14 protein-coding genes are annotated in these 17,561 nt (G+C 72.1%); 6 read left to right on the top strand and 8 right to left on the bottom strand.

Annotated features, from left to right (window positions below; translation table 11 throughout):
- Positions 1 to 95: 95 nt before the first annotated feature.
- Both rpmG and NE234_RS36580 read right to left on the bottom strand, forming a co-directional pair.
- Entirely contained in the window at positions 96 to 260 is a 165-nt protein-coding gene (rpmG, locus tag NE234_RS36585) for a 50S ribosomal protein L33 (protein WP_252785535.1), read from the bottom strand.
- Between the two features lie 77 nt (positions 261 to 337).
- Positions 338 to 2,446 carry an ArnT family glycosyltransferase gene (locus NE234_RS36580; RefSeq protein ID WP_252785534.1) on the bottom strand — a complete coding sequence of 703 codons (2,109 nt, stop codon included), beginning with the start codon at positions 2,444 to 2,446 and terminating at the stop codon, positions 338 to 340.
- A gap of 159 nt (positions 2,447 to 2,605) precedes the next feature.
- Here NE234_RS36580 and NE234_RS36575 point away from each other — a divergent pair, with 159 nt between their 5' ends.
- On the top strand, positions 2,606 to 4,066 hold the full coding sequence (locus tag NE234_RS36575; RefSeq protein WP_252785533.1) for a benzaldehyde dehydrogenase: 1,461 nt from the start codon (positions 2,606 to 2,608) through the stop codon (positions 4,064 to 4,066).
- A gap of 12 nt (positions 4,067 to 4,078) precedes the next feature.
- On the opposite strand, the gene NE234_RS36570 is transcribed toward NE234_RS36575, so the two are convergent.
- Positions 4,079 to 4,927, bottom strand: coding sequence for a MerR family transcriptional regulator (locus NE234_RS36570; protein ID WP_252785532.1), 849 nt, complete (start codon positions 4,925 to 4,927; stop codon positions 4,079 to 4,081).
- Between the two features lie 123 nt (positions 4,928 to 5,050).
- On the opposite strand from NE234_RS36570, the gene NE234_RS36565 reads away from it, so the two are divergent.
- The 3 genes from NE234_RS36565 to NE234_RS36555 all read left to right on the top strand — a co-directional run bounded on the left by NE234_RS36565 (position 5,051) and on the right by NE234_RS36555 (position 7,471).
- A complete protein-coding gene (locus NE234_RS36565; RefSeq protein ID WP_252785531.1) occupies positions 5,051 to 5,458 on the top strand; it encodes a hypothetical protein in 408 nt (135 codons plus the stop codon).
- Between the two features lie 305 nt (positions 5,459 to 5,763).
- A complete protein-coding gene (locus tag NE234_RS36560) occupies positions 5,764 to 6,789 on the top strand; it encodes a hypothetical protein (RefSeq protein WP_252785530.1) in 1,026 nt (341 codons plus the stop codon).
- Positions 6,790 to 6,892: 103 nt separating this feature from the next.
- Positions 6,893 to 7,471, top strand: a complete 579-nt coding sequence (locus tag NE234_RS36555) for a Uma2 family endonuclease (protein ID WP_252785529.1) — start codon at positions 6,893 to 6,895, stop codon at positions 7,469 to 7,471.
- Between the two features lie 9 nt (positions 7,472 to 7,480).
- On the opposite strand, the gene NE234_RS36550 is transcribed toward NE234_RS36555, so the two are convergent.
- From NE234_RS36550 to NE234_RS36540, 3 genes are all read right to left on the bottom strand, one after another.
- Positions 7,481 to 8,071 carry a TetR/AcrR family transcriptional regulator gene (locus NE234_RS36550; protein WP_252785528.1) on the bottom strand — a complete coding sequence of 197 codons (591 nt, stop codon included), beginning with the start codon at positions 8,069 to 8,071 and terminating at the stop codon, positions 7,481 to 7,483.
- Positions 8,072 to 8,073: 2 nt separating this feature from the next.
- On the bottom strand, positions 8,074 to 8,718 hold the full coding sequence (locus NE234_RS36545) for a hypothetical protein (protein WP_252785527.1): 645 nt from the start codon (positions 8,716 to 8,718) through the stop codon (positions 8,074 to 8,076).
- Between the two features lie 97 nt (positions 8,719 to 8,815).
- Positions 8,816 to 9,628: an alpha/beta fold hydrolase gene (locus NE234_RS36540; RefSeq protein ID WP_252785526.1), complete on the bottom strand. Its 813-nt coding sequence runs from the start codon at positions 9,626 to 9,628 to the stop codon at positions 8,816 to 8,818.
- A gap of 57 nt (positions 9,629 to 9,685) precedes the next feature.
- Here NE234_RS36540 and NE234_RS36535 point away from each other — a divergent pair, with 57 nt between their 5' ends.
- Together NE234_RS36535 and NE234_RS36530 are read left to right on the top strand one after the other, a co-directional pair.
- Complete coding sequence (locus tag NE234_RS36535; RefSeq protein WP_252785525.1) at positions 9,686 to 10,159, top strand: MarR family winged helix-turn-helix transcriptional regulator; 474 nt, start codon at positions 9,686 to 9,688, stop codon at positions 10,157 to 10,159.
- Positions 10,160 to 10,329: 170 nt separating this feature from the next.
- Entirely contained in the window at positions 10,330 to 12,315 is a 1,986-nt protein-coding gene (locus tag NE234_RS36530) for a WD40 repeat domain-containing serine/threonine protein kinase (RefSeq protein WP_252785524.1), read from the top strand.
- A 689-nt stretch (positions 12,316 to 13,004) separates the two neighbouring features.
- Here the strand turns inward: NE234_RS36530 and NE234_RS36525 are convergent.
- Together NE234_RS36525 and NE234_RS36520 are read right to left on the bottom strand one after the other, a co-directional pair.
- A complete protein-coding gene (locus NE234_RS36525) occupies positions 13,005 to 14,519 on the bottom strand; it encodes an alpha-L-fucosidase (protein WP_252785523.1) in 1,515 nt (504 codons plus the stop codon).
- Between the two features lie 69 nt (positions 14,520 to 14,588).
- Entirely contained in the window at positions 14,589 to 17,534 is a 2,946-nt protein-coding gene (locus NE234_RS36520; RefSeq protein WP_252785522.1) for a beta-galactosidase, read from the bottom strand.
- Positions 17,535 to 17,561: the final 27 nt, after the last annotated feature.

Here is a 17,561-nt window from a genome sequence, read left to right as displayed (position 1 = left end):
CGAGCGTCCCGCGCGCCCTGTCCGCCGGGCCCGGCGTCCCGCGTGGGCCCGCTAGCCGGGGGCTGAGCGTCCCGCGCGGGCTCCGCTCGCGGGGCTCAGCGCTCTTCGCGGAACGCGACGTGGCGGCGGGCGATCGGGTCGTACTTGCTGAGCGTGAGCCGGTCGGGGTCGTTGCGGCGGTTCTTGCGGGTCACGTAGGTGTAGCCGGTGCCCGCCGTCGACCGGAGCTTCACGACCGGCCGGAGCTGGTTCCTCGCCACGGTGTCTCCCCTCTGAGACGTGCGGTCCCTCCGCACCGAATACGACAACGAATATCGTTCCCAGATATTCCGCTCCGTCACGCCGTCCCCTTGGGCTGGGACGACAGGTCGTACACCGTCGTGCCGCCGACCGTCTCGGCGGTGAAGTTCCCCTGCACCCAGGACGCGATCTGCTGGGCCACGTCGCTGCCGCCGGAGCCAGTGCCCCGCGACATCCCCATCGCCGACCCGCCGATGAAGTAGTGGATCCGCTTCGCGCGGACGTACTCCTGGAACCGCTGCAGACTCGGCGCCGGGTCGGTGCCGTTGAACCCGCCGACCGCCATCACCGGCTCGCCGGTCGCCAGCTGGTATCCGGCGGCGTTGTTCGACCCGACCGTCGCGGCGACCCAGGCGTAGGAGCCGGCGTCCCGCTCGAGCGCGGAGGTCAGCGCGGCGCTCGGGGTGGTGGCGTTCAGCAGCCCGCCCGGGCCACCGCCCCCACCCGGCCCCCGCATGCCGCCGCCCGGCGACTGCGGCATCCCCCCGTTACCGGTGCGCGGCCCCCCGGGGAACCCACCACCCGGGAACCCGCCACCGGCGAAGCCGCCGCCGGGGAACCCGCCACGGCCGCCGCCCTGCGCGCGGAAGCCGCGCCCCATGCCACCGGCGCGCCGGCCGAACCCCGGCATCCCGCCCCGCCCGGACGACGGCCCCGCCGTCGGGATCGCCCCCGTGTGCGGCGTACCGGCCGTCTCGACCGCGTACGCCGCCGGCCCGGCGACCGACGTCAGCGCGGCCACGACCAGCGCCGTGCCGAGCAGCCGGCGCGGAGCGCGCCCGGCCGAGGCCAGCAGCGCGGCGGCGAGCAGGCCGCCGACCAGCACGACCAGCCGCAGCCAGGGCACGAAGTCCGGCGTGCGGCCGAGCAGGACGTACGACCACCAGGCGGTCAGCGCGACCGTCCCGGCGAGCGTGAAGGACGCGACCGGCCGGCGGCGTTCCCGCCACAGCACCGCCGCGCCCATCCCGGTGAGCGCCGCGACCGCCGGGGCCAGCGCGACCGTGTAGTACCCGTGGAAGATCCCCTGCATGAGGCTGAACACCAGGCCGGTCACCAGCAGCCAGCCGCCCCACAGCGCGAACCCGGCGAACTCGCGGCGGCGCGCCCGGCCGCGCGTCAGCCACAACCCGGCGACGAGCAGGACCAGCGCCGCCGGCAGCAGCCACGCGATCTGTCCGCCGAGTTCGCCGTCGAACATCCGCATCGGCCCGGCGTCCTGATTGAGGTTGCCGAGCCCGCCCGTCTCGTTCCCGTTCAGCCGGCCGAGGCCGTTGTAGCCCAGGGCGAGCTCCAGCACGCTGTCGTGCTGGGAGCCGCCGATGTACGGGCGGGAGCCCGACGGCACCAGGGCGACGATCGCGACCCACCACCCCGCCGCGACGACCAGGGCGACCCCCGCGAGGAGCAGCTGCCCGATCCGCCGCCGTACGGGCGCGGGCGCCAGCAGCAGGTACACCAGCGCGAACGCCGGCACGACGAGGAACGCCTGCAGCATCTTGGCCAGGAACCCCAGCCCCACGCAGGACGCCGCGAACACCAGCCACCGGGTGCTCGCGCCTTCCAGCGCCCGTACGACCCCGTACGCGCCGAGCGCGAGCAGCAGGACGAGCAGCGCGTCCGGGTTGTTGAACCGGAACATCAGCGCGGCCACCGGGGTGGTCGCCAGGACGGCCCCCGCCAGCAGCGCCCCGGCCATCGCGGCACGGTCGCCGCGCCGGCCGAGCGAACGCCGGACCGCCGCGTACACCACCCCGACCGCCGCGACCCCCATGAGGGCCTGCGGCACCAGGATGCTCCAGGCGTTCACCCCGAAGACCCGGGCGGACAGCTCCATCGGCCACAGCGCCATCGGCGTCTTGTCGACGGTGATGAAGTTCGACGCGTCCGAGGATCCGAAGAAGAACGCCTCCCAGCTGCGCGTTCCGGCCTGGACCGCCGCGGAGTAGAAGGCGTTCGCCCAGCCGGAGGCGCCCAGCCCCCACACGTACAGCACCGCGGTGGCGGAGAGGAGGCCGAGCAGCGCGGGACGCGCCCACGCCGGATCGCCGGCGGATCCGCGCAGCACCCGGCGCGCCAGGTGACCGCCGCGGGCGGCCCGTACGCCGCCCTCGGGTTCGGCCTGCCGGGGTGGTCCGGAGGTCATCGATGTCATGGGACCACGGTCGGTGGCGGACGTCAGTGATCCCTGAGCCGACCATTAAAGCCCGGTGAGAATCCTGCCTTCCACTGAGTGGAAGGCAGAAGATCCGCCGATACCGTCCCCGGCGTAGGCTCGCCAACCCCCCGAAACGAAGGGTGTGCCATGGCGCTGCTGGATGAGAAGACCTGGGCCGGCTCGGTGTTCGGCGACGGCTGGTACGAGCCGTCCGGGGGAGACGCCGCCGTCGTCGAGCCCGCCACCGGCGCCGAACTGGGCCGCACCGGCATCGCCGTCGGCGAGGACGTCTCCCGGGCCGCCGCCGAGGCGGCGAAGGCGCAGCGCGGGTGGGCCGCCACGTCGTTCGAGGAACGCGCCGCGGTGCTCCGCCGCGCCGGCCTGCTGTTCGAGCAGCACGCCGCCGAGATCGAGGAGTGGATCGTCCGCGAGACCGGCGCGATCCCGCCCAAGGCGGCCCTGGAGACCCACATCGCCGCCCAGGAGTGCTACGAGGCGGCCGCGCTCGCCTCCCATCCCCTCGGCGACATCCTGCCGACCGCCAAGAAGCGGCTCAGCCTCGCCCGCCGCGTGCCCGCCGGCGTCGTCGGGGTCATCGCCCCGTTCAACTTCCCGCTCATCCTCGGCATCCGGTCGGTCGCCCCGGCCCTCGCCCTCGGGAACGCCGTCGTCTTCAAGCCCGACCCCCGTACGGCGGTGGCCGGCGGCGTCGTCGTGGCCCGCGTGTTCGAGGAGGCCGGGCTGCCCGCCGGGGTCCTGCACATGCTCCCCGGCGACGCCGACGCCGGAGAGGCGCTGGTCGCCGACCCGCACGTTCGCGTCATCTCCTTCACCGGCTCCACCGCCGCGGGCCGCGCGGTGGGCGAGGCCGCCGGACGGCACCTCAAGCGCGCCCACCTGGAACTCGGCGGCAACTCCGCCCTGATCGTCCTCGACGACGCCGACCTCGACCTGGCGGTGTCCGCGGCCGCGTTCGGCTCGTTCATGCACCAGGGGCAGATCTGCATGACGACCGGGCGGCACCTGGTGCACGAGCGGATCGCCGGCGAGTTCGTCGAACGTCTCGCCGCCAAGGCCGACGGCCTGCCCGTCGGAAACCCCGCCACCGAACAGGTCGCCCTCGGCCCGATCATCGACGAGAAGCAGCGCGACCACATCCACGCCCTGGTCACCGCCAGCGTCGACGCGGGCGCCCGCCTGGCCGCCGGCGGCACGTACGACGGGCTGTTCTACCGCCCGACGGTCCTCGCCGGCGTCACCCCGCAGATCCCGGCGTACGCGAACGAGGTCTTCGGCCCGGTCGCACCGGTCAGCGCGTTCGGCTCGGTGGACGAGGCGGTCGCCCTGGCCGCCGGCACCGAGTACGGCCTGTCGCTCGGCATCCTCACGCGGGACGTCATGAAGGCGCTCGACCTGGCCGACCGGATCCCGAGCGGCATCGTGCACATCAACGACCAGACGGTCGACGATGAGGCCGTCGCCCCGTTCGGCGGCGTCGGCGCGTCGGGCACCGGCTCCCGCTTCGGCGGCGCCGCGGCCAACATCGAGGCGTTCACCGAGACCCAGTGGGTGACCATGCAGGGCGACATCGCCCGCTACCCCTTCTGAGCGCCGCCCCGATCACCCAGTGGTCCCCGGACGGGCGTCCGCGCCCGTCCGGAACACCGGCCAGCCGATCTCGGTCCGCCACCGGGACGTGTCCGCGGTGTCCCGCTGCCCGACGAGGTAGTACTCGCGGATCGGGCCGTCGACGGCCAGCGCGTGGCGGGTCACGTAGGCGGCAAGCGTGCCGTAGGCACGGTCGGCCTCCGAGGGCGGCCCCGCATGGGTGATGACCGCGAGTTCGGCCGCGGGCACGACCAGGGAGACGACCCGGCCGAGCGGCCGGAGCGGACCGGCGCACGGAACGAACACCGTCGCACGCCCGCAGTGGTGCGTGAACAGCTCGTCGGCGTAGACGCCGCCGGCCGGTCCGTCGGAGGCCAGGCCCTGCGCGGTGAGGGTCGCGTAGAGCTCGCCGAGCGCTCCCTGCAACCACGACACGGAGTCCTCCGCGCCGACGACCTCGCTGATCGCGGCCGCCGGGGCCGCCGCCACGTCGCGCAGTTCGATGCCGGCCGGCGCGTCGGCCGGGGGAGGGCCCAGGAGGTCCCGCAGTCCGGCGACGGCGCGCTGCGTACGGCCGAGTTCCTCCTCCAGACGGTGCAGGTGAGCGCCGATCCGTTCGTTGCGCGTGCGCAGGTCGGGCGCCGCCAGCACCGCCTGGATCTCCTCCAGCGGCATGCCGAGGTCCCGGAACCGGCGGATGACCTGGGCGGTGGGGATCTGCTCGGCGGTGTAGCGGCGGTAGCCGGTGTACGGGTCCACGGCGGCGGGTTCGAGCAGTCCGATGCGGTGATAGTGACGCAGCGTCTTGACCGTCATATGGGTGGCGCGGGAGAAGTCGCCGATGGACAGGTACCTCGACATGAGGTCATTCTGCGGCCTCCCGCAGGGGGAGAGTTCCGCCGGAATCACGGCTTGACCCTTCCGCCACGGCAGCGGCGAGCGTGGTCGCGACCGGCCACGAGGGCCGGCGGAAGGGGCAGAGAAATGACGGAGATGACCGGATCGACACCGCGCACGTTCGAGCTCGAATCGATCGTCGGCCGCTACGTGGCCGTCTGGAGCGAACCCGACCCCGGGCGGCGGCGCGAGGCCATCGCCGAGTTGTGGGCGTCCGACGGCGTGGAGTTCGTCGAGGGCGCGCGGTTCCAGGGGTACGAGGAACTCCACACAAGGGTCACCGAGGCGTACGAGCAGTTCGTCGTCGGTGCCGGATACGCCGTCACGTCCGCCGGTGACGTGACCGTCCACGACGACATCACCATGTTCACCGTCCGGCTGGTCCCGGACGGTGGCGAGGCCGTCTGGGCCGCGCGCGTCTTCCTCGTCCTCGGCGACGACGGCCGCATCCGGGAGGACTACCACCTGACCGTGAAGCCCCTCCCCTCGCAGTAGCGCGGTCCCACGGGCGGTCCCGTGCGGCGTCACACGCCCCGGGACCGCCCGCCCCCTGGATCAGGGACGTTCCCGGCCGTGTCCCCCATCGCCGTCGCCGCCCTCGTTCAGGCCCTACCCAGGTCGCCGTCCCGGAGCCCCGGCGCGTACGGAAGATCCGGCGCGGGCGGCCCTCCCGCCTACGGCCGGTGGTCCAGGGGGACCGGCGTACACCGACCTCCGGCGGACGGACACCGACCGGCGGATCGGCCCGCTAGCCCAATGGCGCTATCCGTGACGTCCACCGGATCGGCAGGCTCGGCACCATGAAGGACGGAGACGTTCGACAGGTCACGGCCGGGTCCGGTCGACCGCCGCTTCGGCGGCGGGTCGCTCCGGCCATCGCCCTCTTTCTCCTCGCCCCGGCCATCGGCGAACTGCTGCTCGGCAATCTGCGGGTCGAGGAGACGGCGGCCTTCCTGCCCGTCCTCGCCCCGCTGTACGGCGGCGGCGCCCTGCTCATCCGCGAGACGGCGCGGCGGGCCGGGCGTGGACCGGCCACGATGCTGATCCTCGGCGTCGCGTACGGGCTCGTCGAGGAGGGCCTGGCCGACCAGATGCTGTTCAACCGCCACTACGCCGGACACGACGAGATGGGCTCCACCTACATCCCCGCGCTCGGGATGGGCGGCTGGCTGACGATCGGCGTGCTCACCATGCACGCCGTCTGGAGCACCAACGTCGGCATCGCGCTGGTCGAGGCGCTCGTCCCCGAACGATCCGAGACGCCCTGGCTGGGCCGTCGCGGACTGGGTGTCACCGCCGCCGTCTTCGCGTTCGGCACGGTCGTGACCATCTGGGGCACCCATGACGACGAGCACTTCTTCGCCGCACCGCCCCAGTTGCTCGGGACCGCGGCCGCCATCGTCCTGCTCGTCGTGGTCGCCTTCCGACGGCGGCCCGCCGGCCCGCTCCCCGGTGCCGCTCCTCGACCGGTCGTCGTCGGCGGCATCGCCTTCGCCGCCTCGTACGCGTTCCTGTCCACGGCCGACCTGCCCGGCTGGTGGAGCGTCGCCGCGGCGGTCGCGCTGCTCGCCGCCGCGATCATCATCGGCGGCCGGTGGTCCCGGAAACATGGCTGGGGCCGGATGCACCGCCTCGCCCTCACCGCGGGCGCGCTCCTCACCTACGCCTGGACCGGCCTCGGCATGCGCCCCGAGTCAGGCCCGAAGCGCACCGCCGACTACGTCATGAACGCCGTCCTGGCCCTCGGCGCCGTCCTCCTGGTCGCCTGCGCGATCCGTCGCTCCCGCGCCGCCCGGCCCCAGCCCCCGGTCGCGGCTCGCAACTGATCCTTCTCCAACGCCTGCTTGTCGCCGCCCGGATCCCGCTACCATCCGAGCCGAAAAGTGATCGCATAGTCACTTGTAGCGAGTATTGGGAGGTGAAGACGAAATGATCTCGCCGTTTCCGGTCTGTACGCCACAGGGTCGCTACACCGTCGCGGACTGGCTGAACCTTCCGGAGATCACCGGGCAGCGCGTAGAGCTCATCGATGGAAGCTTCGTCGTGAGCCCGCTGCCGTTGTCCGATCACCAGCTCTGCGCGAGTCGGCTGTCCACGACGCTGGCGGCGGCCGCTCCGGAGGCCTTCGAGGTCGTCGGGCCGTGCGGCCTGCGGACGGCGACCGAGGTCCCGGTTCCGGACATCCTGGTCGGCGATGCCGATGCCCTGCTGGCAGAGACGACGGTCCTGTTGCCGCAGCAGACGCTTCTGGTGGCGGAGATCGTCGGTCGGGAAAGTCGGCGCAGGGACTATCACGACAAGCCCCGGATCTATGCGGCTGCGGGCATCCCTACCTTCCTGCGCGTCGAACTCGTCGGCGCGAACCCGCCGTACGTCGAGGTGCTGAGCCTGCGTGACGGCGCCTATGTCAGTGTCGCCCACGTCGATGCCGGGCAACTCGTTAAGCTGGCCGACCCGTTCCCGGTCGAGTTCGACCCCGCGCGGCTGCTCAGCCGGCGTTTCCGCTGAATCGCGTGCTCAGCGGGACGCGGTCGGACTGGACTGGGACGCCAGGTTGCGGAAGGCCGTGTCGAGGGCGTCGATGAGGTGGTCGAAGGTCAGGTCCAGGGACTCCGGGAGGCCGAAGCCGCCGGCCGTTTCGAGCGAGACGAGCCCGTGGCAGACGGTGCGCCACATGCGGATCGCGTGGATCAGGTCCGCGCCCTGGAGCCCGTAGCCGCTGATGGCGGCGGCCGCGACGGCGACGGCCTGGTCGCTCACCATGGTGTACTCCTCGTCGCCGGGGGCCGGGGCCTGCACGCTCGCGGCGTAGCGGCCCGGATGGGCGAGGGCGTAGGCGCGGTAGGCGCGGGACGCCGCCCGCAGGCTGTCCCGGCCCGTCAGCCCGACGGCCGCCCTGGTCACGCTGTCGGTGAGTTCGCGGATGCCCAGCAGCGCCACGTCGCGCTTGACGGCTTCGAGCCCGTCGACGTGCTTGTACAGGCCGGGGAGGGAGACGCGGCACCGCTGGGCGACCGCCGCGAGGGTGAGCCGGTCCAGGCCCACCTCGTCGGCGACGGCCGCGGCTTCCGCGACGATGCGGTCAGGGGTCAGTCCAACGCGGGGCATGGTCACCGACCGTATCGCCCGAGGGTGATGCCGGTGCCGGTGACGAAGGCCAGCAGCAGGATCAGCGCGGGCGCGGCCAGCAGGGCGAGGCTCTGCAGCAGGAACAGGTAGACGACGCCGGAGGCCGCGATGGACACGGCGAGCGCGGCTCCCGCGTAGCGCAGCCGGCGGGGGAGGGCTCCGGAGACGGCCGCCGCCGCGCCGACGACGGCAAGGGCGAGCATCTTCACTCCGTCCAGCCGGTCACCCGCCTGGAACAGCAGGTGCGCGGTGCCGGGCGCGGTCGTCCGGGACAGCGCCGCCCCGAGCACGAACTGGACCAGGGAGATCGTCGCGGCGATCGCACCGGCGATTCCGATGGTCCGGGCGGCGCCGGCCGCTCCGCCGCGGCGTGCGGCCCGGGCCAGCAGAACGGAGACGATCGCGAGGCCGGCCGCCGGAAGACCCTCGGTGAGGGCGAACTGGACCGCCACGACGCCTTCGTGACCCGCGAACGCCGTGACGATCTCGCTTCCGGAGGCGGTGAGTTTCGGGCTGGGTGCTCCGAGGGACAGTCCGGCGACCCAGGAGAGCGCGTACGCCACGCCGGTGACGGCGGGGACGGTGAGCACACGGGGACGGGCGTGCGCGGCGGCCGAGATGGTCATTGCTGCTCCTCGATGCGGCAGAAGTTAATATGACTAACTTGAAGTTAGTCCAATTAACTTTACGCCGCAAGAGGTCTCGGCCGTTCGGGCTGAGGTGTCAGTCCTGTCGGTGCAGGAAGTCGAGAAGAATTCGGTTGTAGGCGTCCGGTCGTTCCAGGCTGGGGTAGTGGGCGGCCCCCTCGACGGTGGCCGTGCCGCCGTGGGCGACGAGTCCGGCCAGTCGTTCGGCCATGCCGATGTGGTCCGGCGAGTCGAGGTCGCCGTTGACGGCCAGGAGGGGTGCGGTGATCCTCGCTGCGCGCGCCCAGGTTTCGGGCACCGGAATGAGCAGGTTCCCCTCGTCGGCGGTGTGCTTGGACATCGTCCGCCGCGCCATCTCCCGAACCCGCCGTAGGACCTCGGGATCGACGTCGTCGAGCGTGCGGTACGGGCCCGCGGCGAAGAGCGCGAACGCGTCGATCGCGCCCTCGAGGTCACCGGCGGCCATCGCGGCGGTCGCGGCCCCGAGTGCCTCGACGGTCCACGGATCGGTGAACTCGGGCTCGCTGGTCCCGGCACCGGTGACGACCAGGGCGCGTACCAGGTCGGGATGCTCCAGGGCGGTGTCGACGGCGGTGCTCGCGCCCATCGACACCCCGGCGAGGACCGCCGGTCCGACGTCGAGGTGGCGCAGCAGCGCGGCGAGGTCGTCGGTGTGCCGGAACGGGCGGCGCGCGTTGGCGGAGGCGCCGTGTCCCCGGGCGTCGGGTGCGATGACGCGGTACCGCGAGGCGAGCACGGGAATCTGGCCGTCCCACATGTGGTGGTCCAGGAAGCCGCCGTGGAGCAGGACCAGCGGGTGCCCGGTGCCGAGCTCGCGGTACGCGAGCCGGCCGTCTTCGGTGTCGAACCAGGAGAGGTCGTCAGTCATGACAACCAAGGTGTCATGTACGGCGAAGTTTGACAACTGTGGTGTCATAATCAGGTGGTGACCGACTCCGATTCGCCGCTCGGACCCGACGAGCTCGCGGGCCGGCTCGCCGAGGTCTTCGACCTGGTCGGGCCGCTGTACCGGCGGGCGCAGCGCAAGGTGGAGCAGTACGCGCCGCGCCAAGGGCTGTCCGTCGGCGTGCGCGCCGTCCTCGCCCTGCTACAGGAACACGGGCCCATGACCGTCCCGCAGATGGGCCGCGCTCAGGCGCTCAGCAGGCAGTTCGTGCAACGAACGGTCAATGAGGCGGCCGCGCGCGGTCTGGTGGAGAGCATCCCCAATCCCGCGCACAAGCGGTCCTCCCTCATCCGGCTGACCGGCGAGGGCGCGGCGGCCATCGCCGCGCTCGTCGCCCGCGAGCGGGAGATGCTGAGTCAGGTCGGCGGTGACCTGACCGACGACGACATCACCGCCTGCCTGCGGGTGCTGACGCGAATGCTCGAATTCCTCGACGACGTCGACGTCGACTGAACCGGCCGTCACGGCCTTCCGGCAGGCTCACGCGATCGCGCCCCAGGTCGTCGATCCGTCAGCCGGGTTCTGGTCTCGGCCCAGCGGGGGAGACCCGCACGCCTGGATTTTTCTTGCAAAGATCTCGAATGAACAGACATGTTCGTTCTTCTGCTGGTGGGGGTGTGCTGATGGAGCCGCTGCAGCCGGGTGATCCGCGCCGGGTTGGGCCGTACCGGCTGACCGGGCGGCTGGGCGCTGGCGGGATGGGGCAGGTGTTCTTGGGGGTTTCCCCCGGCGGCCGGAAGGTCGCGGTGAAGGTGATCCGGGCCGAGCACGTTTCCAGCCCGCAGTTTCGGGCGCGGTTCGCCCGGGAGGTTCAGGCGGCGCAGCGGGTGGGTGGGTTTCATACCGCGCCGGTGGTCGATGCCGACCCCGAGGCCGAGTCGCCGTGGCTGGTGACCGCGTTCATTCCGGGTCCGTCCCTGCACCAGGTCGTCAGCGGGCACGGCTCACTGGAGGCGGGCGCGGTGCGCGGGCTGGGGGCCGGGCTGGCGGAGGGGCTGGCCGCGATCCACGCCTGCGGGGTGGTGCACCGGGATCTGAAGCCGGGCAATGTGATCATGGCTGAGGACGGGCCGCGGATCATCGACTTCGGCATCGCCCGCCCGGCCGACGCCAGCTCCCTGACCTCGGCCGGTGTGGTCATCGGCACGTTCGCCTACATGTCGCCCGAACAGGTGCGCGGAGAGCTGGTCGGACCGGCCGGTGACGTGTTCTCACTCGGATGTGTACTGAGCTTCGCCGCCACCGGGCAGGGGCCGTTCGACGCCCCGACCATTCCCGCGATCGTGTACCGCATCATCAACGAGGAACCCCGCCTGGACGGCGTCCCCGGCGACCTGCGCGAGCTGGTCGGCGCGTGCCTGGCCAAAACCCCCGCCGACCGCCCCGGGGTCAAAGAGATCCTCGACCGGCTCGGCACCCACGCCACCGACCCGACCACGAACGCGCCGACGACGCCACCGACCGCCCCACCGGTCACCGCAGAAAGGCCCGCCACACTCCGGCCCGCCCGGCCACCGCATCGTCAACCGCCGACGGCACCGACGGCCACCCCCACCCGAACGCCGACCGAGGATGGCGGTGCCAGGCCGGTCGACCCCGCGCAGACACCAGCGCCCACACGCAGCACCCTCCCACGACGCGCCCTGGTTCTCGGCGCGCTCGGCACAGCCGGCCTCGCCGCCGTCTCCTATCCGGTGATCCGCTGGCTCGACGCCGATCACCCCATCGCCACCATCGACAGCGACAGCTTCCCCGTGGTGTTCAGTCCCGACGGCCGGACCCTGGCCACCGGCAGCAGCGACGGGCCCCTGCGACTGTGGGACGTGGCCACCCGCCACAACACCACGACCCTCACAGGCCACACTGGCATCGTCGTCTCGGTGGCGTTCAGCCCCGACGGCAAGACCCTGGCCAGCAGCAGCGCCGACCGCACCGTGCGGCTGTGGGACGTGGCCACCAGACGCAACACCGCCACCTTCGGCGACAAACGCGACGCCGAATGGGTGGCGTTCAGCCTCGACGGCAAGACCCTGGCCACCGGCGGCACCGAGGAGACCGTGCGGCTGTGGGACGTGGCGACCGGGAGCACCACCGCCACCCTTACCAGCACCCCCGGCAGCGTCGACTACATCAGCTCGGTGGCGTTCAGTCCCGACGGCCGCACTCTGGCGAGCGGCGACTCGAAGGGGATCGTGCGGCTGTGGGACGTGGCGACCCGCCGCAGCATCGCCACCCTCGACCACGGAAGCGGCGTCAGCTCGGTGGCGTTCAGTCCCGACGGCCGCACTCTGGCGAGCGGCGACTCGAAGGGGATCGTGCGGCTGTGGGACGTGGCGACCCGCCGCAGCATCGCCACCCTCACCAGCCATTCCAGCACCCCCCAGGACGTCGACTCGGTGGCGTTCAGTCCCGACGGCCGCACCCTGGCCACCGGCGTCGGCGGCAACTACAGGACCGTGCGGCTGTGGGATGTGGCGACCCGAAAGAACACCGCCACACTCGGTCACGAAGATGGCGACGTCGTCTCGGTGGCGTTCAGCCCCGACGGCAAGACCTTGGCCAGTAGCTGTCCTGCCGTCAAGAAAGTGCGGCTGTGGAAGGTCCGGTGATTTCGTGGAGACCGGGAGAAACCCTGGGAAGGATGCACCGGCGTCCTCAACGGCGTCGCCATCGGAGAAGGCGGGCGATCTCGGACTGATTCCGGCCAAAAGGGCTGGTCATGTCGAGGACGCGGCCAACGCGGTGGCATTGTTGAGCGAGGTCAGCTCCTACCGGGGCGACCACCGGCGGGCGGCCATGTACGCGCAGCGCGGTCTCGGGCTCCCGGCGAGCGTTACCTTGACGAGGCGGTGCGCTGGAAGGGATCCCGCTCCTTCATGGTCTGTGGCGCGGTGAGAGCGCCCACGCGGCGGTACGCGCGGCCGATCCGAACAGGGGCCCACCAGATACGGGCCATCGCCCGCGTGGGCCTGTTGATCACCTCGTCGCGCCTCGACCAGAAGGTCGATGAGATCCTCGCTCCGTCGTGGGCGCGTACTTGTGCCGAGGATTCGTGTTGTCGCGGCGACGAGAATCCTCGGCGCATCAACTCGGTGCGTACCTGACCCGGTGCGGCCGGAGGCGCTTACCGGTCTTCAGGCCCAGATCCTATCTATCGGCGCGGCCGTGATCCGGTCGCCGAGGTCGTACACCTGTCGTCCTTGCTCAGTCCCGCTCTCATGTAACCGCTGCCACCACTTTGTGCAGGTAGGAGCCGTCCCGCCTGGGGCATCAGAGGCGGGACGGCTCTGAACGCCGCTCAGGTGGGGTGGGGGCGGTGGTCGGTGGCGCCGCAGTCGAGCTGGCCGGCGATGGCCGTCTCGCCGCCGACGGCGGACAGGGCTTCAAAGCGGATGTAGCGGGCGGTCGTGGGGCGGAAGCGGGCGCGCTTCAGGGTGTGGTCGGCGGCCCACGTTCCGGCGGCGACCTCCTTGAAGGTCGTTCCGTCGACGCTGACCGAGATCCGGTACGCCGTGATGTTCCCGGTCGTCACGAACTCGTCGAACGAGTACGGCGTCACCGTGTCCTGCCGTGGCAGGTAGGTGAACGTGTCGAGGCCGGAGTAGCGCCGCCCGAGGTCGAGCGTCACCGCCTGGGGGAGTGGGCCCGTGGACGTCCACAGGGTCTGGTCGGCCTCGCCGTTCCAGCCGTAGTCGCTGTGCCCGTCGATGGCCTTGGCGGCGTCGCCGCTGGTCGCGGTGGCCGCGACGGGGGTGACCGGGTGGCGCAGGACGTCGGGCTGGGCGGGCAGCGGCGGGCGGGACGGGTCCGGCCGCCAGCGCCTTCCGACCTCGCGGAGCGTCGCGACGACGGTGTCGTCGAGCAGGCCGTCGGTGTTGGGCGGGCAGTTGAGGATGAAGGTCGCGTAGCGGGACTCCAGCGGCTTCAGGTGACCGTCCACGAGCTGGTCGGGCGTGAGCAGGTTCGTCGGCGTGGACGGGTGCCAGAACCAGCCGGACGGGGAGATGGTCTGGCCCTGGGACGCGGCGTAGGTGTTGCCGGGCGGGCAGAAGACGCCGCCCTTCGGCTCTTCGAAGAACAGCAGCTCGGAGTGCCAGGGGACGGTGAGCCCGTTGAGGTCCAGGACGAGGCAGTCGGGCTGCAGGGCGGCGACGTGCTCGCGGATCTCGGCGAACGGCAGCGACTGCTGGCCGAACGCCCAGTGCCACGCCCACCCGTCGAAGATCAGCAGCGGGATCCGGCCGTAGTGGGTGAGCAGCTCGGTGAGCTGGTTCTTGACGTACTCGATGTTCGCCCGGGTGATCGGCGGGTCGTCGTCGAACCCCTTCGGGCCGACGCCGTTGGTGCGGTCCCAGATCGAGAAGTACAGGCAGGGCGTGATGCCGCGGGACCGGAAGGCGTCCATGTACTCGCGGACGATGTCCTGCTTGACCGGGCTGCTCGCCACCGAGTACCGCGTGTACTGCGACGGCCAGAGGCAGAAGCCGTCGTGGTGCTTGGCGGTCAGCACGGCGAACCGCATGCCCGCGGCCTTGGCGGCATCGGCCCACTGGCCGCAGTCCAGCTTCGCCGGGTTGAACGAGAGCGGGTCCTGGTCCGGGTCCACCCACTCGGCGTCGTGGAAGGTGCCCATGTTGAAATGCAGGAACATCCCGAAGCGCCAGTCGACGAAGCGGCGCTGCAGGGCGTACCGGTTGCCGCGGTGGGCCGGCGGCGCGGCGGCGGCTCCGCCGGCGGTCAGCGGGAGGGCCGCGGCTCCGGCGGCCGCGGCGGTCGTGGCGAGGAAGGTCCGCCGGCTCGGTGAAGAGGTCATGAGGAAGCCCCTTTCGGCGGGGCCGGGGGGGGGGGGGGGCCGCCCCCCCCCCCCCCGGCCCCGCACGGTTCAGCGGAAGGAGGGGGAGGGGACGTCGGACACGGGCACGCCGCCGCGCTCGTCGTCGAGCGCGACCAGGCTCACCGGCGCGGGCGTCGCGTCGGCGCGGGCGACGATCGCGAGGGCGAGCGTGTTACGGCCGTGCCCGCGCAGCAGGCCGGCGGGCAGCGTGAAGTCGGTCTGCGGGCCGATGTCACCGCCGTACTGGCCGAGGTTCCAGCCGTTGAGGAAGATCTGGACGCGGTAGCCCTGGCCGACGGGCCCGCCGAAGCGGAGCGCGATCGGCACGTCCTGGCCCTGGGGCAGGTCGAGCCGGAACGACGTGCGCTGCCACGTCACGCCGGGCGCGACCGTCGTCGCGACGCCCGCAGTCCAGGAGCCGTCCGGGTACCCGGGCAGGTGCCAGCCCGCCCGCTCGCCGTACAGGCCGCCGTTGTTCAGCGGGCCGCGCGTCGGGTCGGTGAGGTTCTCGCCGCCCCTGGCGCCCTGGATCCGCCAGGAGATCGGGGCGTCGCCCGCCCCGGTGACGGAGACCGCGTACAGGCCGCGCGGCTGCTTGAACCGGTTGTCGTCGGCGGTCCAGTCGTCGTTGTGGCCCTGGTTCTCCACGAGGACGGACAGGACGGCCTGCTGCCCGGCCTTGACCAGGCCCGCCGGGATGGTGAAGTCGCCGCGGCCGGGGTCGGGGTTCACCGGGGCGTCGGCGTCGGCCTCGACGCCGCCCGCCGCCGAGCCGAGGTACCGGCCGTTCAGCCAGACCAGGTAGGAGCCGCGCTTGCCGGTGAAGGCGTTCAGCGACACCGTGGTCTCCGCGCCGGTGGCGGTGAACCGCCCCCGGTACCAGACGTCGCCGTAGTGGTAGCCGTAGTCGTCGGCGTACAGCACCGTCGGCGTCTTCGGCTTCAGCGGGCTCTCGGTCGTGGTCTTGGTCGCGGCCGTCCACGACGAGTCGTCGAAGGCAGGCCGCGCCTCGGGGGACTCGGCCTTCGATCGCCAGCCGGTGAGCGCCGGCAGGTGGACGGCCTTCGGGCCGGGCAGCGTGCCGAGCAGCGATCCGCTCGCGGTCGGCCGCGTCCGTACGGGCGAGCCGTTCACGATGAGGCGGCGGGCGTCGCCGAACACCTCGACGTCCTCGGCCGTGGCCGTGTCGGCGCGGACGTACGCGGTGCCCCCGGCCACGGTGGCGGAGCGGACGAGCGACGTGCCGCGTACGAGCACCGGGCCGGCCTGCCAGAACCTCGCGGCCTCGGCGTCGGTGCCGAGCAGGAGCAGCAGCGGGCGCCGCCCGCCGCCGCTGATCAGCACCCGGGCCAGGCCGGAGTGGGTGTAGTCGAGCCGCAGGTCACCGGAGGGGGAACCGGAAGGTAGGCCGGGGTCGGTCGGTCGGGGAGAATACGACGACTTCACCGACCCGGACAGGACCTGCACGGTCGGCCGTGAGGAGTAGCGCAGGACCGTGGAGCCCTGGGTGCCGTCGGTCCCGTACAGCACGGCGACGTCCCGGCCGTTCGCCTCCACGTGCGTCATCAGTTCGGAGTTCGACCAGACGAGCCGCTGGCCGCCCAGGTCGTAGCCGGCGATGAGGACCTTGGCGTCGCGGCCCTTGACCCGTACGGGCACCTGGTAGCGGCCGTCCGGGGTCGTCCAGTCGAGCGTGGCCGAGTCGTCCGTGGTGGCCGCGTGGTCGCTGTGCCGGACGAGCACGAACTGCGTGCGCGTGTCCGGGTTGGCGCGCGCCACGGTCTCGATCGCCTGGTCCGAGGAGACGGGCGCGGTGACCGGGTCGGTCTTCGCGAGGACGGGGGCGGTCGTGGCGAGGAGGCCGTTCTGCCGCTTGAACTCGTCGTACTTGGCGGTCAGCGTGCGGTTCTCGGTGATGGCCGAGCCGTAGTCATAGGAGGTGTAGACGTCGTTCGGCTGGGCCAGCCAGCCCCAGTTGGTGCCGCCGAAGCCCATGTAGTAGTTGAACGCCGTCGCCCCGGCCTCGATGAGGTTGGACTTGTAGAAGAACTTCATGAACGCCGGGCCGGTGAGCTCACGGCACTTGTCGTACCCGCCGTTGTAGGAGTCGATCGACCCGCCCTGGTACTCCGCCGCGAACACCGGGGAGTCCTCGCGCAGCCGTTCGGTCAGGCCGGCGCCCCACGGACCCCACGTCGTGTCGGCGTTGGGGCAGTCGAAGCTCTGCGGGTAGTCGTCCACGCCGGGGATCTGCACCGCGCCCTGCCCGGACGCCCACGTGGAGGTCCAGGACGCCGCGTCGCAGCAGTCGTTGGTCATCGTCGGCACGTCGATGCCGTCGGCCCGCGCCTTCTTCTGGACGTCCTCCATGTACGCCGCGTCGGTCGCGGCGGCGTACTCGTTCTCGACGTTGTAGAGGATGACCGAGCCGCCACGGGTGATCTGGTGCCGGGCGATGATGGGGTCGATGTGGCCGAGCCAGTCGCGGTACGCGGCCGTGTAGCCGGGGGCGCTGCTGCGGGCCCGGCCCGGCACGTTCTTCAGCCAGGCGGGAAAGCCGCCACCGGTGGTCTCGGCGTTGATGTACGGGCCCGGCCGCGCGATGACGTACAGACCGGCCTGCTGCGCGATCGTGAGCAGGCGGTCCACGTCGCGGACGCCGGTGAAGTCGTACACCCCGGGCTTGGGCGAGTGGTAGGCCCAGTCGAAGTACATCGAGACGGTGTTGAACCCGGCGGCCTTGTACTTCTCCAGCACGTCGCGCCACAGGTCGGGGCTGGGCAGCCGGAAGTAGTGGAACTCCGCCGACCGCAGCAGTACGCGCTGCCCGTCGATCGAGACGGAGTAGTGGTCGTACGTCACCCGGTGCCGGGGAGCGGCGACGGCGGTGGTCGGCGGGGACAGAGGGGACACCGTGAGCGCCAGCGATGCGGTCACGGCGGCGAGAAGGGCGAGAAGCCTGAGTTTCAGGCGGCGGACGGGTCTGACGTTCACGAGCCGGGCCTCCGATGGCGGTCGTGG

The organism is Actinoallomurus rhizosphaericola (genome assembly GCF_024055675.1).
GTDB lineage: Bacteria > Actinomycetota > Actinomycetes > Streptosporangiales > Streptosporangiaceae > Actinoallomurus > Actinoallomurus soli.
This window is presented reverse-complemented; position numbering and strand designations above follow the sequence as displayed.